The sequence below is a fragment of the Terrabacter sp. 2YAF2 genome (assembly GCF_052114705.1).
In the GTDB taxonomy this organism is placed as follows: domain Bacteria; phylum Actinomycetota; class Actinomycetes; order Actinomycetales; family Dermatophilaceae; genus Terrabacter.
Genome location: NZ_JBFRFG010000025.1, coordinates 32,095 through 58,030, shown reverse-complemented (window position 1 = coordinate 58,030; position 25,936 = coordinate 32,095). Strand labels below are relative to the sequence as shown.

The 25,936-nt window shown below is 70.1% G+C and carries 21 protein-coding genes, 1 tRNA gene and 1 pseudogene; 14 read left to right on the top strand and 9 right to left on the bottom strand.

Annotation, left to right across the window (positions count from 1 at the left end):
- Nucleotides 1–204: 204 nt before the first annotated feature.
- The 11 genes and pseudogenes from aceE (at nucleotide 205) to fabF (ending at nucleotide 13,205) form a co-directional block, all read left to right on the top strand.
- The gene (gene aceE / locus AB4030_RS20055) at nucleotides 205–2,976 is read left to right on the top strand and encodes a pyruvate dehydrogenase (acetyl-transferring), homodimeric type (RefSeq protein WP_442280964.1); all 2,772 of its coding nucleotides are present in this window, start codon (nucleotides 205–207) and stop codon (nucleotides 2,974–2,976) included.
- A gap of 155 nt (nucleotides 2,977–3,131) precedes the next feature.
- Nucleotides 3,132–4,556 (top strand): argininosuccinate synthase, encoded by a 1,425-nt coding sequence (argG, locus tag AB4030_RS20050; protein WP_442280963.1) that lies wholly within the window; start codon nucleotides 3,132–3,134, stop codon nucleotides 4,554–4,556.
- Between the two features lie 37 nt (nucleotides 4,557–4,593).
- Nucleotides 4,594–5,058 carry an SRPBCC family protein gene (locus tag AB4030_RS20045; protein WP_442280962.1) on the top strand — a complete coding sequence of 155 codons (465 nt, stop codon included), beginning with the start codon at nucleotides 4,594–4,596 and terminating at the stop codon, nucleotides 5,056–5,058.
- 96 nt (nucleotides 5,059–5,154) lie between these two features.
- Nucleotides 5,155–6,102 carry an ABC transporter ATP-binding protein gene (locus tag AB4030_RS20040; protein WP_442280961.1) on the top strand — a complete coding sequence of 316 codons (948 nt, stop codon included), beginning with the start codon at nucleotides 5,155–5,157 and terminating at the stop codon, nucleotides 6,100–6,102.
- A complete protein-coding gene (locus AB4030_RS20035; RefSeq protein ID WP_442280960.1) occupies nucleotides 6,099–7,295 on the top strand; it encodes an ABC transporter permease in 1,197 nt (398 codons plus the stop codon). Before AB4030_RS20040 ends, AB4030_RS20035 begins: the two co-directional genes overlap by 4 nt.
- A gap of 9 nt (nucleotides 7,296–7,304) precedes the next feature.
- Entirely contained in the window at nucleotides 7,305–8,012 is a 708-nt protein-coding gene (locus AB4030_RS20030) for a class I SAM-dependent methyltransferase (protein WP_442280959.1), read from the top strand.
- A gap of 91 nt (nucleotides 8,013–8,103) precedes the next feature.
- A complete protein-coding gene (locus tag AB4030_RS20025) occupies nucleotides 8,104–9,369 on the top strand; it encodes a PucR family transcriptional regulator (RefSeq protein WP_442280958.1) in 1,266 nt (421 codons plus the stop codon).
- Nucleotides 9,370–9,415: 46 nt separating this feature from the next.
- Nucleotides 9,416–10,348: an ACP S-malonyltransferase gene (locus tag AB4030_RS20020; protein WP_442280957.1), complete on the top strand. Its 933-nt coding sequence runs from the start codon at nucleotides 9,416–9,418 to the stop codon at nucleotides 10,346–10,348.
- A gap of 137 nt (nucleotides 10,349–10,485) precedes the next feature.
- The gene (locus AB4030_RS20015) at nucleotides 10,486–11,541 is read left to right on the top strand and encodes a beta-ketoacyl-ACP synthase III (RefSeq protein WP_442280956.1); all 1,056 of its coding nucleotides are present in this window, start codon (nucleotides 10,486–10,488) and stop codon (nucleotides 11,539–11,541) included.
- A 101-nt stretch (nucleotides 11,542–11,642) separates the two neighbouring features.
- Nucleotides 11,643–11,855: pseudogene (locus AB4030_RS20010) on the top strand (acyl carrier protein); the annotation flags it as partial.
- Between the two features lie 99 nt (nucleotides 11,856–11,954).
- Nucleotides 11,955–13,205 (top strand): beta-ketoacyl-ACP synthase II, encoded by a 1,251-nt coding sequence (gene fabF / locus AB4030_RS20005; RefSeq protein ID WP_442280990.1) that lies wholly within the window; start codon nucleotides 11,955–11,957, stop codon nucleotides 13,203–13,205.
- A 130-nt stretch (nucleotides 13,206–13,335) separates the two neighbouring features.
- Here the strand turns inward: fabF and AB4030_RS20000 are convergent, their stop codons facing one another.
- From AB4030_RS20000 to AB4030_RS19990, 3 genes are all read right to left on the bottom strand, one after another.
- Nucleotides 13,336–14,124 carry an LLM class flavin-dependent oxidoreductase gene (locus AB4030_RS20000; protein ID WP_442280955.1) on the bottom strand — a complete coding sequence of 263 codons (789 nt, stop codon included), beginning with the start codon at nucleotides 14,122–14,124 and terminating at the stop codon, nucleotides 13,336–13,338.
- A gap of 154 nt (nucleotides 14,125–14,278) precedes the next feature.
- Nucleotides 14,279–14,794 carry a DUF3145 domain-containing protein gene (locus AB4030_RS19995; RefSeq protein WP_442280954.1) on the bottom strand — a complete coding sequence of 172 codons (516 nt, stop codon included), beginning with the start codon at nucleotides 14,792–14,794 and terminating at the stop codon, nucleotides 14,279–14,281.
- Between the two features lie 194 nt (nucleotides 14,795–14,988).
- Nucleotides 14,989–15,330, bottom strand: a complete 342-nt coding sequence (locus AB4030_RS19990) for a bifunctional 3-phenylpropionate/cinnamic acid dioxygenase ferredoxin subunit (protein ID WP_442280953.1) — start codon at nucleotides 15,328–15,330, stop codon at nucleotides 14,989–14,991.
- A 143-nt stretch (nucleotides 15,331–15,473) separates the two neighbouring features.
- On the opposite strand from AB4030_RS19990, the gene AB4030_RS19985 reads away from it, so the two are divergent.
- A tRNA-Ile gene (locus AB4030_RS19985) sits at nucleotides 15,474–15,550 on the top strand.
- A gap of 155 nt (nucleotides 15,551–15,705) precedes the next feature.
- Here the strand turns inward: AB4030_RS19985 and AB4030_RS19980 are convergent.
- From AB4030_RS19980 to AB4030_RS19965, 4 genes are all read right to left on the bottom strand, one after another.
- Complete coding sequence (locus AB4030_RS19980; protein ID WP_442280952.1) at nucleotides 15,706–16,032, bottom strand: tyrosine-type recombinase/integrase; 327 nt, start codon at nucleotides 16,030–16,032, stop codon at nucleotides 15,706–15,708.
- A gap of 158 nt (nucleotides 16,033–16,190) precedes the next feature.
- A complete protein-coding gene (locus AB4030_RS19975) occupies nucleotides 16,191–16,955 on the bottom strand; it encodes an Ltp family lipoprotein (protein ID WP_442280951.1) in 765 nt (254 codons plus the stop codon).
- A 969-nt stretch (nucleotides 16,956–17,924) separates the two neighbouring features.
- Nucleotides 17,925–18,419: a hypothetical protein gene (locus AB4030_RS19970; RefSeq protein WP_442280950.1), complete on the bottom strand. Its 495-nt coding sequence runs from the start codon at nucleotides 18,417–18,419 to the stop codon at nucleotides 17,925–17,927.
- An 819-nt stretch (nucleotides 18,420–19,238) separates the two neighbouring features.
- A complete protein-coding gene (locus AB4030_RS19965) occupies nucleotides 19,239–19,541 on the bottom strand; it encodes a hypothetical protein (protein ID WP_442280949.1) in 303 nt (100 codons plus the stop codon).
- A gap of 239 nt (nucleotides 19,542–19,780) precedes the next feature.
- Between AB4030_RS19965 and AB4030_RS19960 the strand changes: the two genes are divergently transcribed.
- Both AB4030_RS19960 and AB4030_RS19955 read left to right on the top strand, forming a co-directional pair.
- The gene (locus AB4030_RS19960) at nucleotides 19,781–21,199 is read left to right on the top strand and encodes a wax ester/triacylglycerol synthase family O-acyltransferase (RefSeq protein WP_442280948.1); all 1,419 of its coding nucleotides are present in this window, start codon (nucleotides 19,781–19,783) and stop codon (nucleotides 21,197–21,199) included.
- Nucleotides 21,183–23,003, top strand: a complete 1,821-nt coding sequence (locus AB4030_RS19955; protein WP_442280947.1) for an AMP-dependent synthetase/ligase — start codon at nucleotides 21,183–21,185, stop codon at nucleotides 23,001–23,003. Before AB4030_RS19960 ends, AB4030_RS19955 begins: the two co-directional genes overlap by 17 nt.
- 80 nt (nucleotides 23,004–23,083) lie before the next feature.
- On the opposite strand, the gene AB4030_RS19950 is transcribed toward AB4030_RS19955, so the two are convergent.
- Both AB4030_RS19950 and AB4030_RS19945 read right to left on the bottom strand, forming a co-directional pair.
- Nucleotides 23,084–24,034 (bottom strand): alpha/beta fold hydrolase, encoded by a 951-nt coding sequence (locus AB4030_RS19950; RefSeq protein ID WP_442280946.1) that lies wholly within the window; start codon nucleotides 24,032–24,034, stop codon nucleotides 23,084–23,086.
- Between the two features lie 80 nt (nucleotides 24,035–24,114).
- Nucleotides 24,115–25,527, bottom strand: coding sequence for an MFS transporter (locus AB4030_RS19945; protein ID WP_442280945.1), 1,413 nt, complete (start codon nucleotides 25,525–25,527; stop codon nucleotides 24,115–24,117).
- Nucleotides 25,528–25,936 lie beyond the last annotated feature (409 nt).

Sequence of the window (25,936 nt, the reverse complement as noted above, 5' to 3'; positions counted from 1 at the left end):
CCGACGCTATCGCGCAAGGCGGCCTCCGTCGGGGACAACGCCCACGCCGCGCCCGACGCGCCCAGGGAGCGGACGGCATACCACCGCTCCCCAGCAGACGGACCCGGTTGTGACGGTCCCCACGGTTGGGTAGAGGATGGGAGGGCGCAGCGCCGTGGCCGACCGGCCGCGGGCGCCGCCTCGCGACGAGAAAGGACCCACGACGTGGCATCCGAGGCCGGACCGATCCTCAACGGCATCCCCAGTCAGCTCCCGGACATCGACCCGGACGAGACGCAGGAGTGGATCGACTCCCTCGATGCCGTCCTCGACGAGCAGGGCCGGACGCGGGCGCGCTACATCATGCTCAAGCTCATCGAGCGCGCGCGCCAGCAGCAGGTCGGCGTCCCGTCCCTGACGGCGACCGACTACATCAACACGATCCCGCCCGAGCGCGAGCCGTGGTTCCCCGGCGACGAGGACGTCGAGCGCGAGATGCGCCGCTACATCCGCTGGAACGCGGCGGTCATGGTGCACCGCGCCCAGCGGCCCGGCATCGGTGTCGGCGGCCACATCTCCACGTACGCGTCGGCCGCGACGCTCTACGAGGTGGGCATGAACCACTTCTTCCGCGGCAAGGACCACCCCGGCGGCGGCGACCAGGTCTACTTCCAGGGCCACGCCTCCCCCGGCATGTACGCCCGCAGCTTCCTCGAGGGCCACCTGACCGAGGCGCAGCTCGACGGCTTCCGCCAGGAGAAGAGCCACCGCGTCGACGGCAAGGTCGAGGCCGTCCCGTCCTACCCGCACCCGCGGCTGCTCCCCAACTACTGGGAGTTCCCGACGGTGTCGATGGGCATCGGCCCGATGAACGCGATCTACCAGGCGCAGTTCAACAAGTACCTCCACAACCGCGGCATCAAGGACACGAGCCAGCAGGACGTCTGGGCGTTCCTCGGCGACGGCGAGATGGACGAGCCCGAGTCGCGTGGCCTGCTCCAGCTCGCGGCCAACGAGGAGCTCGACAACCTCAACTTCGTCATCAACTGCAACCTGCAGCGGCTCGACGGCCCGGTGCGCGGCAACGGCAAGATCATCCAGGAGCTCGAGGCGTTCTTCCGCGGCGCCGGCTGGAACGTCATCAAGGTCGTCTGGGGTCGTGGCTGGGACCCGCTGCTGGCGGCCGACCGCGACGGTGCGCTCGTGCACGTCATGAACACCACGAGCGACGGCGACTACCAGACCTTCCGCGCCAACGACGGCAAGTACGTCCGCGACCACTTCTTCGGGCGCGACCCGCGCACCGCAAAGATGGTCGAGAACTGGACCGACGACCAGGTCTGGTGGGACCTCAAGCGCGGCGGCCACGACTACCGCAAGGTCTACGCGGCCTACAAGGCGGCGCGTGAGCACACCGGCCAGCCCACCGTCATCCTCGCCAAGACCATCAAGGGCTACAGCCTCGGCTCGCACTTCGCGGGCCGCAACGCCACGCACCAGATGAAGAAGATGACGCTGGATGACCTCAAGGCCTTCCGCGACAGCCTGCGCATCCCGATCACCGACGAGCAGCTCGAGGCCAACCCCTACCAGCCGCCCTACTACCACCCGGGTGCCGACAGCGAGGTCATCAAGTACTCCGTCGACCGCCGCCAGAAGCTCGGCGGCACGCTGCCGAGCCGCCGCGTCGACTTCGAGCCGGTCAAGCTGCCCGGCGACGAGGCGTACACCCAGGTCAAGAAGGGCTCGGGCAAGCAGGAGGTCGCCACGACGATGGCGTTCGTCCGTCTGCTCAAGGACCTGCTGCGCGACAAGGAGTTCGGCCCTCGCATCGTGCCGATCATCCCCGACGAGGCGCGCACGTTCGGCATGGACGCGTTCTTCCCGACGATCAAGATCTACAACCCCAACGGGCAGAACTACACGCCGGTCGACGCCGAGCTGATGCTCGCCTACCGAGAGAACGTCAGCGGCCAGATCCTCCACCTCGGCATCAACGAGGCCGGCTCGCTCGCGGCGTTCACGGCGGCGGGCACGTCGTACGCGACGCACGGCAAGCCGATGATCCCGATCTACGTCTTCTACTCGATGTTCGGCTTCCAGCGCACCGGCGACTCGATCTGGGCCGCTGCCGACCAGATGACGCGTGGTTTCCTCATCGGCGCCACGGCAGGTCGCACGACGCTGACGGGCGAGGGCCTGCAGCACGCCGACGGACACAGCCCGCTGCTGGCCGCGACCAACCCCGCCGTCGTGCACTACGACCCGGCGTACGGCTACGAGATCGCGCACATCGTGCAGGACGGCCTCAAGCGGATGTACGGCGAGGGCAAGACGCCCGAGGAGTCGAACGTCATCTACTACCTCACCGTCTACAACGAGCCGATCCAGCAGCCCAAGGAGCCCGACGACGTCGACGTCGAGGGCATCCTGCGCGGCATGCACCGGATCTCGCCGGCCGACACCGAGGGCTGGACGCACGAGGCCCCGCGGGCGCAGATCCTCGGTTCCGGTGTCGGGGTGCCGTGGGCGCTCGAGGCGCAGCAGCTGCTCGCCGACGACTGGGGCGTGGCCGCCGACGTGTGGTCGGTGACCTCGTGGAACGAGCTGCGTCGTGACGGCCTGGCCGCCGACGAGCAGGAGTTCCTCTCCCCCGACGGCCCGCCGATCAAGCCGTGGGTCACGCAGTGCCTCGAGGGCACGGAGGGCCCGGTCGTCGCGGTCTCCGACTACATGCGCGCGGTCCAGGACCAGATCCGCGAGTGGGTGCCGGGCACGTACGCCACGCTCGGCGCCGACGGTTTCGGCTTCTCCGACACCCGGCCCGCGGCGCGCCGCTTCTTCCACATCGACGGCCCCTCGGTCGCGGTGCGGACGCTGCAGCTGCTCGCCAAGGAGGGCAAGGTCGACGCCGACGTCCCGCGTCGTGCGGCCGAGAAGTACCAGCTCGACGACGTCACGGCCGGCACGTCCGGCAACGCGGGCGGTGAGAGCTGACCGCCCGCCACCCCCGATGATCGAGAGAGCAATCCGTCCGCCCGGGTGCGCGTCTGCGCACGACCTGGTGCGGACGGATTGCTCTTTCGATCGGTAGGAGGGGCACGGCATACACGATTGGATAGGTATGCGCGGCTGTGCATATACTTACATCCATGTCCAAGGTCCTCACGTCGCTCCCTGTCGGTGAGCGTGTCGGCATCGCCTTCTCCGGCGGTCTCGACACCTCTGTTGCTGTTGCCTGGATGCGCGAGAAGGGCGCCGTGCCGTGCACCTACACGGCCGACCTCGGGCAGTACGACGAGCCCGACATCGACTCGGTCCCCGGCCGGGCCGGCCAGTACGGCGCGGACATCAGCCGCCTCGTCGACTGCAAGACGGCGCTCGTCGAGGAGGGCCTCTCGGCCATCGCGTGTGGCGCCTTCCACATCCGCAGCGGCGGCAAGACGTACTTCAACACCACGCCGCTCGGCCGCGTCGTCACCGGCACGCTGCTCGTGCGCGCCATGCAGGAGGACGGCGTCTCGATCTGGGGCGACGGCTCCACCTTCAAGGGCAACGACATCGAGCGGTTCTACCGCTACGGCCTGCTGGCCAACCCGCAGCTGCGCATCTACAAGCCGTGGCTCGACGCCGACTTCGTCACCGAGCTCGGCGGCCGCCACGAGATGTCGGAGTGGCTGACCGCCCGCGACCTGCCCTACCGGGCATCCGCCGAGAAGGCCTACTCCACCGACGCGAACATCTGGGGCGCCACGCACGAGGCGAAGACCCTCGAGTTCCTCAGCGAGTCCATGGAGGTCGTCGAGCCGATCATGGGCGTCAAGTTCTGGGACCCCTCGGTCGCGATCGAGACCGAGGACGTCACGGTGCGCTGGGAGCGTGGGCGCCCCGTCGCCATCAACGGCGAGGAGTATGCCGACGCCGTCGCTCTCGTCGACGCCGCCAACCGCATCGGTGGCCGTCATGGGCTCGGCATGAGCGACCAGATCGAGAACCGCATCATCGAGGCGAAGTCGCGCGGCATCTACGAGGCCCCGGCAATGGCGCTGCTCCACATCACCTACGAGCGTCTGCTCAACGCGATCCACAACGAGGACACGATCGCCAACTACCACGCCGAGGGCCGCAAGCTGGGCCGCCTTCTCTACGAAGGTCGCTGGCTCGACCCGCAGTCGCTCATGGTGCGTGAGTCGCTCCAGCGCTGGATCGCCTCGGCCGTGACCGGCGAGGTCACGATCCGGCTGCGGCGCGGGGACGACTGGTCGATCGTCAACACGGCCGGTCCCGCCTTCAGCTACCACCCCGAGAAGCTCTCCATGGAGCGCACCGAGGACGCCGCGTTCGGCCCCGTCGACCGGATCGGGCAGCTGACGATGCGCAACCTCGACATCGCCGACTCGCGCGCCAAGCTCGAGCTGTATGCCGCCCAGGGCCTCCTCGGCCCCGACGCCCACGAGCTCGTGGGCGAGCTCACGCCCGGCGGCGCGGCTGCCATCTCGGCGAACCCCGCCGCGGTGGGCGTCGACGAGCAGGACGACGCGCTCGACCGCGCCGCCATGGAGTTCGGCACCGACTGAGCGAGAGGCGCCGGGTCCCAGCGGGTAGGGACCCGGCATGACCGATTCGCAAAAGATCACCGTCCAGCGGAACATCGACGCCTCGGCCGCCGACATCTTCGACGTGCTCAGCAACCCGAAGCGGCACGTCGAGCTCGACGGCTCCGGGTTCGTGCGTTCCGACGAGAAGGCCGAACGGATCAAGCAGGTCGGCGACGTCTTCCGGATGAACATGGCCGGCGACCACATGGGCGGCGAGTACCAGACAGACAACACCGTCTCGGGCTACTCGCACAACGCCCTGCTCGCCTGGAAGACCGCCCCGGCCGACACCCCGCCGCCAGGCTGGGAATGGATGTGGGAGCTGACGCCCGAGGGCCCGAACTCGACTCTCGTGTCCCTGACGTACGACTGGAGTCACGTCACGGACAAGGAGATCCTCCAGAAGGTCAGCTTCCCGCTCGTCGAGAAGAACCAGCTCGAGGACAGCCTCGGCAACCTCGCCTCGGCGGTCGCTGGCTGAGCGACGAGCTCGACCGCGCGCCGCGGAGTTCGGCACCGACGGACCCGTTTCCCGCAGGCCGTCACGGCCGGGCCCTCGCGGCGCTAGCGTGGATGCATGGCCATGGAGGTCCGCGACGTCGCGTACTCCTACGGCGACCGCGTGGCGCTCGACGGCGTCAGCTTCGAGATCGCCCCCGGCGTCCTCACGGGGCTGCTCGGACCGAACGGGGCCGGTAAGACCACGCTGATGCGGATCCTGCTCGGCGTGCTCACCCCGGATCGGGGCGAGGTGCGTCTCCACGGGGTCGCGGTCGACAGCGTGGCCAGACAGCACTGGGGCTACATGCCGCAGGAGCGTGGCCTGTACCCGGGGATGCAGGTCGGCGACCAGGTCGTCTATTTCGGCCGGCTGCACGGGCTCTCCCGCGCGGAGGCGGTCGCGCGGGCCCGCCGCCTGCTCGCCGAGCTCGGGATGGCAGAACGCTGGGACCAGCGCACGGACAAGCTCTCGGGCGGTCTGCAGCAGCGGCTCCAGCTCGCCACGGCCCTCGTCCACGAGCCGGAGGTGATCGTGCTCGACGAACCGTTCGCGGGACTGGACCCGGTGGCGGTGGCCGAGCTGTCCCAGAGCCTGCGTGAGCGAGCCCGGTCCGGCTGCACCGTCCTCTTCTCCAGCCACCAGCTGGACCTGGTGCAGAACCTGTGCGAGGACATCCTCATGGTCAACGAGGGGCGGATCGTCCTACGTGGCCCGCTCGTGAGCCTCCGGGCCGCGTCGACCGGCGTGCAGCTGCGACTCAACGTCCACGCACCTGACCGGCGGTGGCTGGCCCGGTTCCCTGGCGCCACCGTCGTGAGCGAGGAGGCCGACGAGGTGCGGATCGCGATCCCCCGGGGCACCGACCCGCTGAGCGTGCTCGACGGCGCGCGAGCCGCCGGACGCGTGGACGACTTCGGGCTCGACCTGCCCTCGCTCTCCCAGCTGTTCCTGGAGTCGGTGGGTCCGGCCGACGCGCCGGACGCGTCGGCGGCCGCGGCCGCGCTCGAGGGGAGACCGAGATGAGCTGGCTGCACGGGATGGCACTCGTCCTCGGCCGCGGCCTGCGGGAGCAGCTGCGCTCGAGGACCTTCAAGATCGTGACGGCCCTGATGCTGCTGCTGTCCATCGGCGCCGTGGTCGTGCCCAAGCTCGTCACCGCTGGACCGACGACCTACACCCTGGCGACGGTCGGTCCGGCGCCCGCCGCGCTCATCACGTCCCTGGACGCGGCGGCCAAGGCCACCGGCGTCCGGACGACGTACGTCGTGCGGACCGACGACGCCGGGGTCAGGTCCGCGGTCCAGCACGGTGAGGCGACGGTCGGCCTCGCCGGGGACCGGATGTACGTCGCCGAGCGAACGGCCGGCGCGTTCCCCGGCGTCGTCGCGCAGTCGCTGGTCCGGATCGAGACACGCCGCCTGCTGACCAGCTTCGGCCTGACCGCCGGGCAGGTGGCGCAGCTCGACTCCGTGCACCCTCCCGAGCAGGTGTTCGTCGCGCCCGTGCAGGACACGGGCCGCGCCGGCGTGGGCTTCGCGGTGGGCCTCGTGCTCTACCTGGCGCTGCTCTTCAGCGGTCAGATCATCTCGACGACGGTCGCGACGGAGAAGGCGAGCCGCATCTCGGAGGTCCTGCTGGCCGTCCTTCGCCCCAGTCAGATCCTCGTCGGCACGGTCCTCGCGGTCGCGACCGTCGCGACGATCCAGCTGCTCGTCCTGTCCGTGCCGCTGCTCGTCGGCGCATCGATGACCGGGTCCACCTGGCTGCCGGCGATGGCCGCTCCCGACCTGGCTCTCGCGATCACGTGGTTCATCCTCGGCTTCATGCTCTTCGCCTTCCTCTACGCCGCCGGAGGGGCGCTCGTGGACAAGGTGACCGAGGCAGGGACCGCAGTCCTGCCGGTGACCGCGCTCATCATCGCGGGCTATCTGCTCGGGGTCACCGTCGTCATGGGCAATCCGGGATCGACGCTGAGCGTCGCCGTGTCGCTGTTCCCCCTGACCGCACCGCTGACGATGCCGATCCGGTGGGCCTCCGGTGAGGTGCCGGTCTACCAGCTGCTGCTGGGCCTCGGCCTCACGGCCCTCACCGGGCTCGGGTGCGTCTGGCTCGCCTCGACGGTCTACCGCCGGGCCCTCCTCGTCACCGGGCACCGCGTCCGCCTGCGCGAGCTGTTCCGGCGCGGCCGGACGCCCGACCGTCGGCCGCGCCGATAGGGTCCATCGATGCGCGAGATGACGGACCGGGGCCTCGTCGGCCAGCAGTATGCGACTGTCGACCGCCTCGAGACCCGCCGCAGCGTCTGGGGGCCCGGGCCCGAAGGCGTGTCGCCCGTCGAGGTCCTCCGGACCCTCGTCGTGTCCACCCAGCCCCGGCGGCTGATCGAGGTCGGTTGCGGCACGGGCCAGTTCGCTCGTTCCGTCCTCGACGAGGCGCCGAACGTCGACTACGTCGCGACCGACCTCTCCCCCGCCATGGTCGAGGCCACGCGCGCACTCGGCGTCACCGCAGAGGTGGCACCCGCCGACGGCCTGCCCTTCGGCGACGGCTCTTTCGACGGCGCCGTCGCCGCCTGGATGCTCTACCACGTGCCGGACCTCGACGGCGCGCTGGGCGAGGTGCGCCGGGTCCTGCGCGACGGTGGCACGCTGCACGTCGCGACCAACGGGAGTGAGCACCTCGCCGACCTGCTCCGCGACGCCGGCGGTGACCCGCTCGTCACCCAGTTCACGTCGGAGAACGCCGCCGAGATCCTCGGCAGGCACTTCGAGCACGTCGCCCGACGCGACATCGAGACGCGTGCGACCTTCGCCGACCACGAGGCGGCCTGCGCCTACCTCGCGACGTTCTCCCCCGGTCTCGCCGGGTCCCTCCCGCACTTCGACGGGCCGAGGTCGTATGCCGGCCACACCGCGGTCCTCACGGCCCGCTGACCTCGCGGCACGACCCGAGGACCGCACGTGCCTGCGGGCGGTTTGTGAACGGCATACAAAATCGCGACGCGGATCGTCCTAGGCTGGCACCGTGAGCGGACCGCGGCAGCACCCGAGTGCGGCCACCTCGCGCGCCGTGGAGCGCAGCTCCGGCGAGCTGTCGACGCTCGCGTCGCAGCGCATGGAGGAGCACCTGGGGTGGTACCGCGACCTCTCCGCCGAGGAGCGCTCGCAGGTCGGACTCGTCGCGCAGGCCGGCATCTCGCAGTTCATCGCGTGGTTCCACCAGGAGGAGAGCCACCCGCCGTCGGCGATCTCGATCTTCGCCAACGCCCCCCAGGAGCTGACCCGGTCGGTGAGCCTGCGCCAGACCCTCGACCTCGTGCGCACCGTCGTCGACGTCGTCGAGTCGCGCGTCGAGAGCCTCGCGGGTCCCGGCGACGAGCAGCTGCTGCGCGAGTCCGTGCTGCGCTTCTCGCGCGAGATCGCCTTCGCTGCCGCTGAGGTGTATGCCGGTGCCGCGGAAGCCCGTGGCGCGTGGGACGCCCGCCTCGAGGCTCTCGTCGTGGACGCCGTCCTCCGCGGCGAGGCCGACGACTCGATGCAGTCGCGGGCGAGCGCCCTCGGCTGGGGCGACGTCGCCGACGTGACCTTCGTCGTGGGCAGCACGCCGGCAGTGCCTGGTGGCGCGGTCCCGGCCGTGGACGACCTCCGCCGGTCCGTCCGCCAGCACGGCGTCGAAGCGCTGGCGATCGTGCAGCGGTCGCGCCTGATCGCCATCCTCGGCGGCACGCGAGAGGCGGCGCGGGTCGTCGAGTCCGTCGCCGGCTGCTTCGGACCGGGGCCCATCGTGCTCGGGCCCACGGTGCCGCACCTCTTCGCCGCGGGCCGCTCAGCCCGAGCGGCGCTGAGCGGGCTCGTGGCCGCCGCCGCCTGGCCCGACGCGCCGCGCGTGTTCGAGTCCGACGTCGTGCTGCCCGAACGGGCGCTTGCCGGCGACCCGCCGGCCCGGCGCATCCTCGTCGACCGGATCCACCGGCCACTGGCTCGCGCGAGTCACGCCCCACTGCTGCAGACGGCCACGGCCTACCTCGAGACCGGAGGCTCGCTCGAGGCCAGCGCGCGGGCGCTCTTCGTGCACCCCAACACGGTGCGTTACCGGCTGGGACGCATCTCCGACGTGACGGGCTACGACCTCACGTCACCGCGCGAGGCCTGGACCGTGCGCATCGCCCTGGCCCTGGGTCGCCTTGCCGCGACACCCGCCCCCTCGACCGCCAGCACTCCGACCGCGGTCGGCTCGGCTGCGTCCCTGCTTTTGGAGGAAACCTCCAAAGTATCCTCCGCGACTTCGTGACATTCGGTGGCGGGGTCCTGACCGGTAACCGGGAAAGGTGGAGCACGTGCTAGCGATCGTGTGCCCCGGACAGGGCTCCCAGACTCCCGGCTTCCTCACCCCCTGGCTCGAGCTCGACGGGGTGCGCGAACAGCTGACCGCCCTGGGCCAGGCGGCCGGACACGACCTCGTCGCGCACGGCACCGAGTCCGACGCCGACACGATCAAGGACACCGCCGTCGCCCAGCCGCTCATCGTCGCGGCCGGACTCGTCACCGCCTCGGCCCTCTTCCCGACCCGCAGCGACCTCGCCGGTACACGCGCCGTTCTCGCCGGACACTCGGTGGGCGAGCTCACGGCCACCGCCCTCGCCGGAGTCCTGACGGACGAGCAGGCCATCTCTCTCGTCGCCACCCGAGGCCGCGCCATGGCGCAGGCCAGCGCGGTCACCCCGACGGGGATGGCCGCCGTGCTGGGCGGCGATCCGGACGAGGTCCTGGCTGCGCTCGAGGCCCAGGGCCTCACGCCCGCCAACGTCAACGGCGCCGGACAGATCGTCGCGGCCGGCACCCTCGAGCAGGTCGAGGCCCTGCGCGCAGCCCCCCCGGCCAAGGCACGGGTCATCCCCCTGCAGGTCGCCGGCGCCTTCCACACCCAGCACATGTCCCCCGCCGTCGAGGCCCTCGCCGCGGCCGCCCGCGAGGTCACGCCCGCCGCCCCGGCGCTCCGGCTGCTCTCCAACGCCGACGGTGCCACGGTGGCCGACGGCCCCGACGCGCTCGACCGCCTCGTCCGACAGGTCAGCAACCCGGTGCGCTGGGACCGCTGCATGGAGACGATGCTCGCGCTCGGCGTCACCGGCCTCGTCGAGCTCGCTCCCGCCGGCACCCTCGTCGGCCTCGCCAAGCGGGCCATGCCCGGTGTCGAGACCCTCGCCGTCAAGACCCCCGACGACCTCGAGGCGGCCCGGACCCTCATCGCAGCCCACACAGGCTCGTGACGGATCCTTGACTAGCGCACCACCCCGACAAGGGGCAGGCTCATGGAGAGGTCCCCGTCCGACGGCCACCCCGTCCCCGGACCCCTCCAGCGCCGATCCACGACCCACCTGAACCCTCACCCTCGAGAAGGCCTCACGTGACATCCCCCAGCGCCACCGCGCCGACGCCCAAGGGCACCGGCACCCTCGTCGACAACGGCGCGCCGCGCCACTCGCGGATCATGGGCGTCGGCGCCTACCGCCCGGCCCGCGTCGTCATGAACTCCGAGATCGTCGACAAGATCGACTCGAGCGACGAGTGGATCCGTGAGCGGTCCGGCATCATCAGCCGCCACTTCGCCGCCGACGACGAGAGCGTCATCGACATGGCCGAGGCGGCCTCCCGCCAGGCCCTCGAGCAAGCGGGCGTCGCACCGGAGCAGATCGGCTTCGTCCTCGTCGCCACCGTGACGCACCCGTACCAGACGCCCGCCGCGGCGCCCGAGCTCGCGTCCCGGCTCGGCTCGACCGCGCCCGCCCTCGACATCTCGGCGGCGTGCGCCGGCTACTGCTACGGCGTGGCCATGGCCAGCGACATGGTCAAGGGCGGGTCGGCCGACTACGTCCTCGTCGTCGGCGTCGAGAAGCTGAGCGACTTCACCGACCCGTACGACCGCGGCAGTGCCTTCATCTTCGGCGACGGGGCTGGCGCGTGCATCATCGGCCCGAGCGACACCCCTGGCATCGGCCCCACGGTGTGGGGCTCCGACGGCACGCAGCGCGACGCCATCAGCCAGAAGCAGGCCTGGACCGACGTGCGCGAGTCCTGGCGGTCCGCGCAGGCCGACAAGAACGTGTGGCCGGCGATCGGCATGGCCGGCCAGACGGTCTTCCGCTGGGCCGTCTGGGGCATGGCCCCCGTCGCCCAGCAGGCCATCGACAAGGCCGGCATCAAGGCCGACGACCTCGACGCCTTCATCCCGCACCAGGCGAACATCCGCATCATCGACGCGATGGTCAAGCAGCTCAAGCTGCCCGCCGACATCCCCGTCGCTCGCGACATCGTGACGACGGCCAACACCTCGGCGGCCTCCATCCCCATCGCGACGACACGGATGCTCGCCGAGAAGGAGATCCCCAGCGGCGGCCTCGCTCTCCAGATCGGCTTCGGCGCCGGCCTGGTGTATGCCGCGCAGGTCGTCGTGCTGCCCTGAGCACGCCCGACACGGGCAGTCCAGCACTCCCGCGGGTCCCGACGGGTCATTCGGGCCACGGAACGACAACCACCAGGCACCACACACCAAGGAGTAGACAGATGGCTCAGTCCGAGCAGGAGATCCTCGAGGGTCTTGCCGAGATCGTCAACGAGGAGACCGGTCTCGACACCGCGTCCGTCGAGATGGACAAGTCCTTCACCGAGGACCTCGACATCGACTCCCTCTCGATGATGACGATCGTCGTCAACGCCGAGGAGAAGTTCGGCGTGCGCATCCCGGACAGCGAGGTCAAGAACCTCAAGACCGTCCGCGACGCCGTCACCGGCAGGACCGGGCGCCGACCGCACCACCCCCACCCGCTCCACCCCTCGCACGACCCCACCCCACTCGACTCAGAGGAGCACGTCACCATGACGTCCAATCGCGACCGACGCGTCGTGGTCACCGGTCTCGGAGCCACCACGCCCCTGGGCGGAACCGCCACTGAGACGTGGGAGGCCCTGCTCGCCGGCCGGTCCGGCGCCCGCCCGATGGACTTCGACTGGGTCGCCAAGTACGAGCTCCCGGTCACCTTCGCAGCGACGATCGCCACGAAGCCCGGCGAGGTCCTCACCAAGGTCGAGACCCGTCGCCTCGACCCGTCGAGCCAGTACGCCCTCATCGCCGCCCGTGAGGCGTGGGCCGACGCCGGCTCCCCCGAGATCGAGCCCGAGCGCCTCGGCGCCGCCATCGGTTCCGGCATCGGTGGCGTGTGGACCCTGCTCGACCAGTGGGACGTGCTGAAGGAGAAGGGGCCCCGGCGCGTCTACCCGCTCGCGGTGCCGATGCTGATGCCCAACGGGCCCGCCGCGGCCGTCTCGCTCGACCTCGGCGCCCGCGCCGGCGCGCACACGACGGTCAGCGCCTGTGCCTCCGGCGCCGAGAGCATGGGCTATGCCATCGACATGATCCGCACCGGCCGCGCCGACGTCGTCGTCGCCGGCGGCACCGAGGCGGCGGTCCACCCGCTGCCGATCGCCGGCTTCGCCGCGATGCAGGCGCTCTCGACCCGCAACGACGAGCCCGAGAAGGCGTCGCGGCCGTATGACACGGGCCGTGACGGCTTCGTGCTCGGTGAGGGCGCCGCCGTCATCGTCCTCGAGTCGGAGGAGCACGCCCGCGCCCGTGGCGCCCGCATCTACGCCGAGCTCGCGAGCGTCGGCATGTCGGCCGACGCACACCACATCACGGCCCCCGAGCCCAACGGCTCGGGCGCGTCCCGCGCGATGCTGTATGCCGTCGAGCGCGCCGACCTGTCACCGACCGACATCATCCACATCAACGCGCACGCCACCTCGACCCCCGTCGGCGACGTCGCGGAGTACAACGCGATCAAGCGCGCCTTCGGCGACCACACCGGCAACCTGTCGGTCACGGCGACGAAGTCGATGACCGGGCACCTGCTCGGCGCGGCCGGAGCCCTCGAGGCGGTCATCACGATCCAGTCGATCTACAACCGGCTCGTACCGGCGACGATCAACCTCGACGACCAGGACCCCGAGATCGCGCTCAACGTCGTCACCGGCGAGCACCAGAAGCTCCCCGACGGCGACATCGCGGCCCTCAACAACTCGTTCGGCTTCGGCGGCCACAACGTCGCCCTGGCGATCCGCAGCATCTGAGTCTCGGCTCCGGCTGCCTCCGCTGCAGGGGCGGAGCAGCCTCTCCGCAGCCTGGAAGGTCGCACCCCTTCGGCGGGGTGCGACCTTCCACGCTGGGGCGTCACCTCGGTACCGCAGGGTTGGGCACGCTTCAGCCGGGTCCCGCCTCGATGATCGCGCGAACCTGCGCCACGTCGAGGTCGAACGGTCCCAGGCGCGTCAGGACCCAGGACGCACCGTGGTCGATCCACGGAGCGGGATCCTGCGAGGGGCGGATGTCCACCACGAGGTCAAAACCTGCGGCGGGAGAGTGGGACGCGAGGTCTGACGTCACCCGGGCGAGATCGTCGGGCTGTTCCACGTCGATGACGAAGAACCCGTCGTAGTTCGCAGCTCGACGCAGTGGCGCCCGGTTGCCGAATCGTCCGGCCAGCCAGATGGGCACCGCGGCCGCGGGCTGGAACTGCACGTCGCGAGCGGTGTAGTAGGCGCCCCGGTGATCGACGTGACCACCCGACAGCAAGCCGGTCAGGAGATGCAGCCCCTCGTCGAGCATGGCAGCGCGCACCCGCGGGTCCGGCTGGTCACCGAAGGTCGTGAACTCGCCCACCCAGTCGTCGCCGAGCCCCAACCCGAGCACGAACCGACCACTCGAGAGCACCGCCAGGCTCGCAGCCTGCCGGGCCAGCACCTGCGGTCGGCGTCGCGCCAGCGGGGTCACCATCGGGCCGAGCAGCATCGTCTCCGTTCGCATCGCGATGGCTGCGCAACACGTCCACACGTCGGCGATCTCGGAGACCCGGTCGCCGTACCTGAGGTGGTCCCAGACGAAGAAGCCGTCCCAGCCCGAGTTTTCGGCCCTGACGGCGAGGTCTGCGAGGACTCGAGGGTCGGCAAGGGCGTCGAAGGGGGCGACGAAGAGCCCGCGGCGTGTACTCATGCCCCCGATCATGCCGATCCTCGGCCCCGTGAGGAGTCCTCCCTGGGCGCCGGACGAGGTCGCCGCGAGGAGGGCCCGGGCGCACGAACCGCCCGGGCCCTCGTCACGTCCCGCTCGCCACGCTGGAGGGCGGGGCGGACGAGCGCTGGGGTGGTCAGCCGACCTTGTGCAGCCAGCGCACGGAAGCACCGTCTCCCGCGTAGCGGAACACCTCGAGCTCCTCGTCCCACGGGACGCCGAGCAGCAGGTCGATCTCGTCCTGGAGCGCGTCGGCGTCGCCGCGCGTGCGCATGATCGCCTCGCGGAGGCGGTCCTCCTGCACGACGGCGTCACCGGAGGCAGACGTCATGGTGTGGTGGATGCCGAGGCGGGGCGTGTAGGACCAGCGTGCCCCGTCGCAGCCCGGGGACGGGTCCTCGGTCACCTCGTAGCGCAGCCCGTCCCAGCCGCGCAGGGCACTGGCCAGTTCGGCACCCGTTCCGGGGGCGCCGGTCCAGGTCAGCTCGGTGCGCATCATCCGGGGCGCAGCCGGCTGAGGGATCCAGTCGAGGGTCACCCGCTGGTCGAGGACGGCCTCGATCGCCCACGTGATGTGCGGGCACAGCGCGGCTGGGGCTCCGTGTACGAACAGAACCCCGCCTGTCTGGGTGCGCGACATCGCGACAGCCATCCGAACCTCCTGAAGTTGCAGGGACGTCTTCCCCAACGCCTGCTACTTCGTGGTGCGGCGAACTGTCTCGGTGATGCGGGTGGAGCATGCTCGGCATCGAGCACTCGCCCATTGTGCACCATGGGGCGCAGGGGCACCAGCAATCTCAGGTGCCGATATGTCCACTTTCGTCCTAAGGTTGAACCAGTGACACGTCAGGCGCTCGCAGCGACACCGGGGAAGAGATAGACCTCGCCGTCACGGATCTCGACTCGATGGGTCCTGACCGGCTTGGTGGCCGGGAGGCACATCGGCTTGCCGTCGCGCAGGCAGAAGCGCGTCGCGTGCAGCGGGCACTCGACCTCACCCGCCTCGATCCAGCCTTCGGCGAGGGAGGCGTCCTCGTGGGAGCAGGTGTCGTCGAGGGCGTAGTACGTGCCGTCGTCGTCGCGGAACAAGGAGATCGGCTCGGGCGTCGCCGTGACCGCCGTGTCGAGCACGAGCGCCTCGCCGGGCTCCACGTCGTCGACCGCTGCCACGCGGATGCCGTCACTCATTTCCTGTTCCTCACGTGCGGGGGCCTGGGACAGGGCGAGCCTAGAGTGTCGCGGGGCGACCGCCGGAACCGACTCCCGACCATCGGCAGCGGCTCGCTAGACTCCGATCGACCTCGACGGCCTGCACGGCTCGCGACGGTCCCGGGGCAGTAGCTCAGCCGGTCAGAGCAGCGGACTCATAATCCGTCGGTCCAGGGTTCAAGCCCCTGCTGCCCCACCACACGTTTGCGCAGTTCAACTCGAGTCTGCGGCATGAGACCGCCCCTCCTTTGATGCCTCCAGGGTCGCGGGGGCACATCTGGGGCACAAGCCCGTCGAGAGCCAGAGCCACGGCGTCCAGGTCGTCACCGAAGAGACCGGCGTACACGTCGAGCGTCATCGCTGCCGACCGTGCCCCAGCATCTGCTGCACAGCCTTCACGTTCGCCCCCGCTGCGATCGCAAGGGAGGCCGCCGTGTGACGCAGGTCGTGAGGTTTGACGTTGACGAGGCCAGCTTCTCGGCATGCCGGGTTGAACACTCGATGACGCCAGTTCCCCAGACGGACCGCTCCCCCACCCGGCGCGGTGAACAGCAGGTCATCCGGCCCTTTGCCGACGCACAGGGCCTCGATGCCCGGCCCGAGCGACGGCGGGAAAGGCACCGTCCGCGTCCGGTGCGTCTTCGGAGTGGACCAGACGAGCCGGCCACCGACCTCGGTCACGCTCTCGGCGACGACCTGCCGCCGACGCAAAAGGTTCAGCCATGGCGGAAGCGATAACTGCGAGCCGGGGCGGACGACTTACCCCGTCCACGCCCGGCCAGGCCTGTCTGCCTCCGCGGTTTTTGAGAGCCCGGATGTTCGTTCGAGAACCTAGATGTTCAAAGCCCTGCGGCATTGACCCCGTGGGTGGCCTGCGCACTTGTGAAGCCCTCGAACTGCAGCTGCTTGATCAGACCGTTGCGTGAGAAGGGGGACATTTCGAGGTAGGACTTGGCCTTCTCAGCGGCCTGCGCATTCCAGTCAACCGTAATGTGGTCGACAGCGAACGTCGCGTCGGCCTGGGAGAACTCCTCGAACTGCAACTGCTTGATCAGACCGCTTCTGGAGAACGCGGTCATCTCGATATACGACTCGGCCTTGGCGACCGCCTGCTGCTGCCCGTTGGACATCGCGTCGGCTGCTGCTTTCTCCGCTGCGGCCTTGTCGGCGRCTGCCTTCTCGGCGGCTGCCTGGGCATCTGCTGCCTTCTTCGCGGCTGCGGCGTCTGCGGCAGCTTTGTCCGCGGCGGCCTTGTCGGCAGCGGCTTTGTCCGCTGCTGCCTTGTCTGCCGCGGCTTTGTCTGCCGCGGCCTTGTCGGCAGCGGCCTTGTCCAGCGATGCCTGGACGGACGGATTGAGCGTGGGGGTTGCGCCCGCGACCGTGGTCGTCGACTGGGGGACGGCGACAGACACGGCTGTCGGGTCAACCGTCGGGGCCTTGCTCCCCAAGTTGCCGATGAGGCCGAGAGCGAAGAGCGCGCCGACACCTATGGCCCACTTCTTGCCCTTGCTCATCTTTTTCGGGGCGGGGGTTGGGTCGGGGGTTAGCGGTTCACCCTGCGGGGGCAGGGCGTTGTAGTAGGAGGTAGTCGAGTTGTCGCTCATTGATGATGTCCCTGTCTCAGCTTGTGGGTGGTGCAGAGCGATTGTGCAGAACAGTTGGTCGCATAGGGGCAGTTTCCACGGAATGTCGGATGCCGTCGGATGTGATTCGCGTGTTGACAGTGGCTGCACCCGGCCAATATCACGGGCGCGTCATCTGGCTGACTGGCGTAAGCCGCTCCGCCACGAGCCACTGTTGAGCAAGCACACCATCCGCATCGAGGTATTAGGCCATCAAAGCGAACCACTGCCCCTCCCGCTGCTCCCAAGGGGTGACGATGCCGGGGTGCGGGCCTGGCGCATCGCGGGTCCCGCTCACTCAGCAGTGCCTATGGGATGGCGACCGACAGCATGGGGTGCTCGTGCCCCCTGCCGAGCCGCCTGCCATCTGGCCACTCTGGGACTAGTGTTCGAGTTAGGGATGCGCACCGTAGGGTGGGCGCATGCCGTACCCCGGTCGCCCGGTGCTCGAGGTGCTGCCGAGTTCGTCGGCACCGCACGCACCCCGCCGCTCGTGAAGTGTCTGGGTCATGAGCACATTGACGAGGCCGAGGTGGAGCACTCGAGCATGTCCTCCTGACCGATGTGAACCATCTGCGCCTCGCGGACGTTGCTGATCTAGCACGTAGGACCATTCTCATGCCTGCAGCGAAGACGTTCGACGACGCGACCCGCATTCGAGCGGCCCAGCACTACCGCGACAGGCTGGAGGAGCACGGGGAGGCGACGATTGGAGATGCGTGCGCCCACGCGTCGGGTGACCGAGCGTGAGCGCGCGAACTACATTCTCAAGAACACGGCGGCGTCTTTCGCCCAAGCTGGCGCGAATCTGCGATAGCGGATTGCTTCAACTCATCTCGACGGACCACACAGATGCATCTGTTCTCGTCCTTGCGGGGCAAGGTGGAATATCCGGGATCCGTCAGAACGAGATCCCCGGGGATAGCCGCGTCAGTCAATCATGGATGCGGTTCAGCGGTCGCTGGCCTTGGTGAGGGCGCCGCAGATCGCGGGGGCGGTGGCTTCCATTGGCAGGGTGGAGGTCAGGTCGCTGACGCCGAGCACGTTGTCGTACTTGTTGTTGTGGTTGTAGTCGATGCCATGGACAACGATGACGGCGTTGTTCTGCCGGACCGCCATGGCGACGTCATGGGTCAGCTCGATGCTGCGCGTGTAGGTGTAGGTGCCGACCTGCGGGAATCGGGAGATGGCCAGGGCGCTGGCGGGGCTGGTGTCGCCTCGGGTGGTCAGCGAGGTGCCGATCGGCCCGTAGTCGTCGAGGCCGTCGGTGGTGCTCATGGCCAGGTGCCCGTTGTGCTTGGCGGCGTCGTCGGCCTGGGGGCATTCGCCTTCGCCCTTGTAGTGGATGTGCATGGCGTGCGGAGCGACGATCAGGCCTTTGACCTTGACCGTGACCCACGCGGTGTCGCCGTCAAGACGAACGGACGCGGTACCACTGGCATTCACGTGGTTGGTGGGGACCGGGTCAGCATCGTCGAGAAGACGGAGGAGTCGTGACTGGTTTGGGTGGCCGCGACGGCCTGGCTCCCGGAGGCACCAGCGAGGGCCAGAACCAGAGGGGCAGCACTGGCGGCGGCAATCACGTATGTTTTGCGCATTTCTCTCCCTTGAAGGGTTTTTGGAATTCGGGAGGTCGAGCGGGCCAAAGAGATGGACACATACAGTCCACGACATCGCTTGTTGAGCCGCGCTGATTAGCGCACGCAACGCCCTAAAGACCTAATAAGGCCGAATCGCACAAGTCGCCTCAGAAGAGAATTGCGACCCCCTGGCAGCCAATTTTGACTGTCCATTCAACGTATCCGCGTGAGGATTGGGTGGCAAGACACCAAATCGGTCAGGTAATTGCCCCGCCCGGGTGCGACGGCCGGGCGCGAGGCCGTCCACAGCCGCTTTATGAACTCGACCAGCGACCCTAAGGGCGCCGTAATCACGCTAAAACGCACCAAGCAGAACGCATCACTGCAGCTCACCGGCCTTTGCTCAAAGAGCAATTCGCGGCCAGAGCCACGTCAGGCTCATTCTCGCCTTCTCAGGGCCAGGCATCCGGTGCACGCCTCTCGAACCCGAGCTGTGTCCACCTGCGCCCAGGTGCCCGACGGAGGGAGCAGCTCGGCTGACACCCGAGAGCCCTCGCCACGCATACGTCCAGGCGACACACACCGAGCTCAGAGGTGCGACGAGTGGTCCCTCCAGGGGGCCACTCGTCGCTCTCGTGGTCGAAAACGATGGACGTCCATGGCGCGACCGATGGTCGCGTGCGGCTCAGGCGTGGGCCGAAGCCGTGACCTCGTTCACGACCTCGAACACCGTCTCCTGCGGCGGCTCGGCGAAGCCGCCGTCGATGCCTGCCTGCATCCGAGGCATCAGGATCCCGTCCCGGAAGGCCTCCCAGCTCTCCTTGCTCTCGTGAAGAGCCACGATGGTCCAGCCGTCGGCAGACGGCCCCGCGGCATGGAAGATCTGCCCGGCCGGCAGGCTCCCGTCGCTGGGGTGAACCGCCGCGATCGAGGCCTCGTACTGATCCTTGGTGCCACCCTTGAACTGGTGGACGACGCCATAGCTCATACCGTTGCACTCCCTTCTTGGGATCGGCCCCGGCCCAGCGGGGCGGTCCGGGAGAGGTCTCGGCGGGGTCTATCTCGACGCTACGCGCGCGCCCAGGACGCGTCGACGGACAAACCAGTCGACCGCGCGGGACGTCTGGCGTCGTTCGTCGCCAACCGGCACGAATGACCCGGCAAAAGGCCGAGCGCCGGGACCAATGGCCGGTGTGGGGAACCCGCCCTCCGGCACAGACTGCGAGTATGCAGCGGCTCAGTCCCCTCGACGCGTCCTTCCTGCACCTCGAACGTGACGTGCAACAGCTCAACGTCGGATCCGCCCTCGTCTTCGAAGGGCCCGCCCCCACTCACGCTGAGGTGTGCCGCGCCATCGAGGCACTCCTTCCTCAGTTCCCGCGCTACCGCCAGCACGTGCGGTCGGTGCCGCTGGGGCTGGCGCTGCCGATCTGGGTCGACGACCCGCAGTTCCGGCTGCACGACCACGTGGGACACCGACGGCTGCGTCCGCCGGGCACGGACGACGCGCTGCGACGGCTGGCCGTACGCCTGATCTCCCAACCGCTCGACCTCCGCCGTCCGCTGTGGCACACCTGGCTCGTGACAGGGCTCCGGGACGGACGCTTCGCCCTCGTCAACACCAACCACCACGCGATGATCGACGGCATCTCCGGGAGCGACATCATCAGCGTGCTGCTGTCGCCGACCCCCCGCACACCCCTACATCCCCGTGAGGCGCCACCGCCGCCGTGGCGGCCCGCGCCCGAGCCGACGGAGGCCCGGCTGGCGCTGGACGCCATGGTCGAGCTGGCGTCGAGCCCGCTCCGGGCGGTCGACCGGTTGGCCAGGGCGCTGCGACCCCAGGCGCTCCCGACGAGCGTGGCGGAGGTCGTCGGCATGGCCCACCTCGGCGAGCAGCTCGCGCACCTCGAGCTCGGGCTCAACGGCCCGATCGGCCCCCGTCGCGACTGGCGGTGGGTGCGCGCCGACCTCGACGCGGTCAAGGCGGTGAAGAACCATCACGGCGGGACCGTCAACGACGTCGTGCTCGCGGCCGTCGCCGGCGGCTTCCGGTCGCTCCTGCTCTCCAGGGGCCGGCTGGTCGACGGCCGGAGCCTGCGCACGATGGTGCCCGTCTCGACCCGTCACGCCGACGAGCACGGCACGCTCGGCAACCGGGTGTCTGCCGTCTTCGCAGACCTGCCGATCGGCCTGGCCGACCCGCTCGACCGGCTCCATGCCATCACCTCCCAGCTGGACGCGCTGAAGAACAGCGGGACCGCGCTCGGGGTCGACGCCCTCCTGGGAGCGGCCGACCTGCTGCCGGGAAGGCTGCTCGCCCTCGGCGTCAAGACGTGGGCGCACAGCCCGCAGCGGACCTTCAGCACAGTGACGACGAACGTCCCCGGGCCGCGGACACCGCTCTACCTGCTGGGGCGCCGGATGACCGACCTCTACCCCTACATCCCGCTCGGGGCCGAGCTGCGGGTCACGATCGGCATCGCGTCGTATGCCGGGGGGCTGGCTTGGGGCGTCACCGGTGATCGCGATTCCGTCCCCGACCTCGACGTGCTCTCCGACGGTATCGAGCAGTCGATCACCGCGCTCGTCTCCCTCACCCCGCCCACGAACCGTTCCGAGGCGCGTCATGCACGAAACAGCTGAGCCGGCCTGCTACACCCCCGCCCTGCACGACACCCTGACGGACGACGTCGTGGCCAACGCGCGGCTGCACGGCTCCGAGGTCGGCTACTCGCGCGGGGTCGGTGGACGCTGGCTGCCGGTCACCCACGCGCAGCTCGCGGAGCAGGTGACCGAGCTCGCGGGCGGCCTGATGGCCTGGGGCCTCGCCCCGGGCGACCGCGTCGCGATCTTCGCGGGAACGAGCTTCGAGTGGATGGTCTGCGACTTCGCCATCTGGACCGCCGGCGGGGTCACCGTGCCGATCTACGAGACGTCGTCCGCGGAGCAGGTGGAGTGGATCCTGCGCGACTCGGGCGCGTCCGGGGTGTTCGTCGCGACCGCGGCCCTCGCCGACACCGTCGCGTCCGTTCGAGACAGCCTGAGCGACCTCCGGCAGGTGTGGAGCTTCGACTCTGCCGACCTCGACACGCTCGCCGCGTCAGGTCGCGGCCTCGAGCCATCCGAGGTCGAGACCCGGCGCACCTCACGGACGAGCGCGTCGCTGGCCACGATCATCTACACGTCCGGGACGACCGGGCGCCCCAAGGGCTGCGCGATCACCCACGCCAACCTGCTGTCCCAGATCCGAAACGTCCTGGCCGGCCACAACGTCACGGAGCTCGTCTTCAACGACCGCAGCAGGACGCTGCTCTTCATCCCCGTCGCCCACATCCTGGCGCGGTCCATCCAGCTGTGCGCCGTGCACAACCGGGTGCACCTCGCCCACAGCAGCGACGCCAAGCAGGCCGCCGCCCTGCTCGAGGACTTCCAGCCGTCGGTCGTCCTCGCCGTGCCCTACGTCTTCGAGAAGATCTACAACACGGCGAAGCACCGCGCGGCGTCGGACGGCAAGGGCTGGATCTTCGACCTGGCCGAGACCACGGCCCGCGACTTCAGCGAGTCGCTGGACCACGGCGGCCCCGGGCGCCTCCTGAGGCTGCGTCACGCACTGTTCGACCGCCTCGTCTACGGTCGCCTCCGCGCGGCGATCGGTGGACGGGTGGACTTCATCGCCAGCGGCGGGGCCCCGTTGGGGACGCGCCTCGGCCACTTCTTCCGCGGTGTCGGCGTCAATCCCCTCGAGGGCTACGGCCTGACCGAGACGTGCGCCGGCGTCACGCTCAACCTGCCGGGACAGCAGCGCATCGGGACGGTCGGTCGACCGGTGCCCGGGTGCGCCGTGCGCATCGCGAACGACGGCGAGGTCCTCATCAAGGGCGGCGTCGTCTTCGAGGGCTACTGGCACAACGACGAGGCCACGCGAGCGGCCTTCGACGCCGACGGGTGGTTCCGAACGGGTGACCTCGGCGCGCTCGACTCCGACGGCTACCTGACGATCACCGGCCGCAAGAAGGACCTCATCGTGACGGCCGGCGGCAAGAACGTCGCCCCGGCCGTGCTCGAGGACCGGCTCCGTGCCCACTGGCTGGTCGACCAGTGCGTCGTCGTGGGCGACCGTCGCCCGTACGTCGCGGCGCTGCTCACCCTCGACGCGGAGGTGCTGCCGCAGTGGCGGGCGGAGCACGGCCATCCTGACCAGGCCCCGGTCGAGGACCTCCGCGAGGACCCCGAGCTGGTGGCCGCGCTCCAGTCGGCCGTGGACGACGCGAACGCCGCTGTGTCGCACGCGGAGGGCATCAAGCGCTTCGTCGTCCTGTCGGAGGCCTTCACCGTCGCGTCCGGTCTGCTCACGCCGACGCTCAAGGTGAAGCGCGCGGTGGTCGTCGAGCGGTATGCCGCCGAGATCGACCGCCTCTACGCGGGCCAGGTCGCCCGGACGCCGTGAGTGCCGTGAGTGCCGTGAGTGCCGTGAGTGCCGTGAGTGCCGTGAGTGCCGTGAGCACGTGAGTGCCGGGATCGGCAGTCTCAGGGCCGTGCCGCAAGCACGGCGACCGCGCCCTCGTCGACCAGCCAGTCACGGATCCGGTCGATGGTCCAGCCCGGCGCCTCGAGCTGGGGCACGTGCCCGACGTCCTCAGCGACCTCGAAGCGCCATTCCGGGTTCCGTTTCGCCACCGCTCGCGCCGCGGCGACGGGGACGAGCCGGTCCCTCGCCCCGTGGAGGAGCAGCACGGGGACGGTGATGCGCTCCATCAGCGCGTATAGCCAGCGACGGCGAGCGAGGACGAGGATCAGCGAGCGCCCCGCCACGATGAGCTCGGCGTCGACGTCCGGGTAGTCCTGACGCTCCCGGGCGAGCTCGAGGTGCTGCTGCACGACGTGCGCCGGCACCCGCGTCGTGTCGACGCAGCAGAGCCGGAGCACGGCCATGGCCTGTCCTTCGGCGGACAGCAGCGAGCGCCGGCGGGCCAGGAAGCCGCGCGCGACGGCGGGGACGGCATACGCCCCGAACATGACGGTGACGAGGGGGTCGGGGCGAGCCGTCGGACCCACAGGCACTGCGGGGTCGACGAGCACCAGCCCGCTCACGAGGTCGGGGCGGGCGTCGGCGAGGAGCATGGCGAGCAGGCCACCCATCGAGTTCCCGACCAGGATGACCGGGTGGCCGACGACCTCGTCGACGAAGCGCGCCAGGAGGTCGCGGTTGGCGTCGATGTGCGGCGAGCGCCCCAACGGCTGCGTGCGACCGAAGCCGACCAGGTCGATCGCCAGGACCCGGCACGTCTCGGCGAGCGTCGGCGCGACCGCGGCCCAGTTGAGGACGGAACCGCCGAGACCGTGCACGAGCAGCAGGAGCGGCCCGCCCTCCGGTCCGCCGTAGTCGACGTAGTGCACCGGGCCGTCGAGGTCTGCCCACCTCGCCGTCGGGGGCGGGCTGGGCGGCTCGGGGAGGAGGTCATGCTGCCACGCGGCCACGCTCCCATTCTCGCCGGACCGGACAGCTGTGGCTGCCGGACGCCCGCATGTGATGGACGCGACGGCAGTGCGGTCTGAGGTCAGGTCGCGCGGCGCCGCCGCCGAACCAGGCGGTACTCGCTCACGAGGGAGACGCCCGGCTGGTCGTTCATCGCCCGCCATGCCCCCACCCCGGCGGTCGACATCGCGATCCCGGCCAGCAGGTAGGTCACCGTGGCGCCCGTGTAGCTGAGGTCCAGCGCCCCGACGGTGATGGTGCGCGGGAGGGACAGCACGGCATCGAAGGCCGCCGCGAGGAGCGGCGCCAGGGCGAGGACGAGGACGAGCACGACGCCGTTGAGCGACTGGACCAGCGCGAAGGTGCGGCCGCGAACCTCGTCCTCGACGGTGAGTCCGAGCAACGTGTAGCCGACCACCCATCCGACGCCGATGAGGGCGCCGAGCACCGTCGCGAGGGGCAGCGCGAGCAGCAGGGTCGGCACGAGGGCGAGGGCGAGCAGCAGCAGGCCCGTGCTCGTCAGGGCCGCACTGAAGATCCGCGGCCGGGACAGCCCGGCGAGCAGGCGCGGCCCCACGATGATGCCGCCTGCCATGCCGGTGAAGACGGCGACGAAGAGCATGCCGTAGCCGGGCGAGCCGGCGCCCATGTCCTCGACGAAGCGCGTCGCGAGTCCGACGACGAGCCCACCGCCGGCGAAGGCGCCGAGCATGCCGGCGATGAGCCCCCGGACGAAGGGCCGCTCCCGCACGACGAGCAGGCCGTCGGCGACGGTGCGGTAGATGGACTCCCCCGCCAGGGTCGCGGTCGCCGCCCTGGGCGGGAACGTGAGCCGCCAGACGATCCACGCGCTGGCCAGGAAGGTCGCGGCGTTGAGGTACAGCGCGAGGAGGACGCCCTCCGGGTCGAGGCCGGGGACCAGGGACTGCAGGGGCTCACTGAACAGCGACAGCCCCGAGAAGACGAGGGCCGCTGCCGGCGCGGTGCCGTAGCTGCCGACGAGTCCCAGCTGGTTGGCCATCTCGAGCCGCTCCGGGGGCACGAGGTTGGGCACTGTCGCGTCCTTGGCGGGGTTCCAGAAGAGCGAGATGCACTCGATCACCACGATCGCGACGTACATCCACCAGAGGGTCCCGACGAGCGCGATGGACACGAAGAGCGCACCGCGCAGGAGGTCGCCGGTGATCATCGTGCGGCGCCGGTCGAGCCGGTCGGCGACGACACCGGCCAGCGGGCCGAGGAGCACGGCCGGCGCGATGCGCAGGATGAAGACGCCCGAGACGGCGAGGTACTCGCCCACCCCGCCGCGGGCGAGCTCGGCCGCGAGCGCCGTCGTGCCGAGCAGCGCCAGCCAGTCCCCGAAGCTGGAGAAGGTCCCGGCCAGGAACAGGTTGCGGAAGGGCCGGAACGCGAGCAGCTCCTTGAGCTCCGCGAAGGACGGCGTGGGACCGTCCGCGACGTCGTCAGGCTCGGGCGGGGGTTCCCCCGGGTTCACGCCCTCAGCCTAGGGGCGTCCGGCCCTGGTCGGGGCCGGGCCGTCGTCCTTCGGCGCGGCCCACGGGCCCGGTGCCGCTGGCCGGGGTGGGTTCCGCCGACTCCCCCGGCAGACTCCCACCCCGGTCATCCCCCGACCGGTTCTACTCCGACCCGTCCCCACTGTTCGGTCGGTCTTCCTCCCCCGCACTGACAACAGTGCCCCGCGGGCTGCAAGATCGGCAGTCCCGAAATGCCGGGGTTTGCGCAAGATTGCCGCATCGGGTCGCCTCGGGTTTTGCCGGAACGACCCGGCCCGCAACCCGCCGACCTATGGTGGACGCTACCGGCGCGTCGAGGCGCGAGTCGGTCCGGGCTCCGGTGTCGGGGGACACCTTGCCCAGGAGTGTCGACGGTGAGACCAGAAGTGG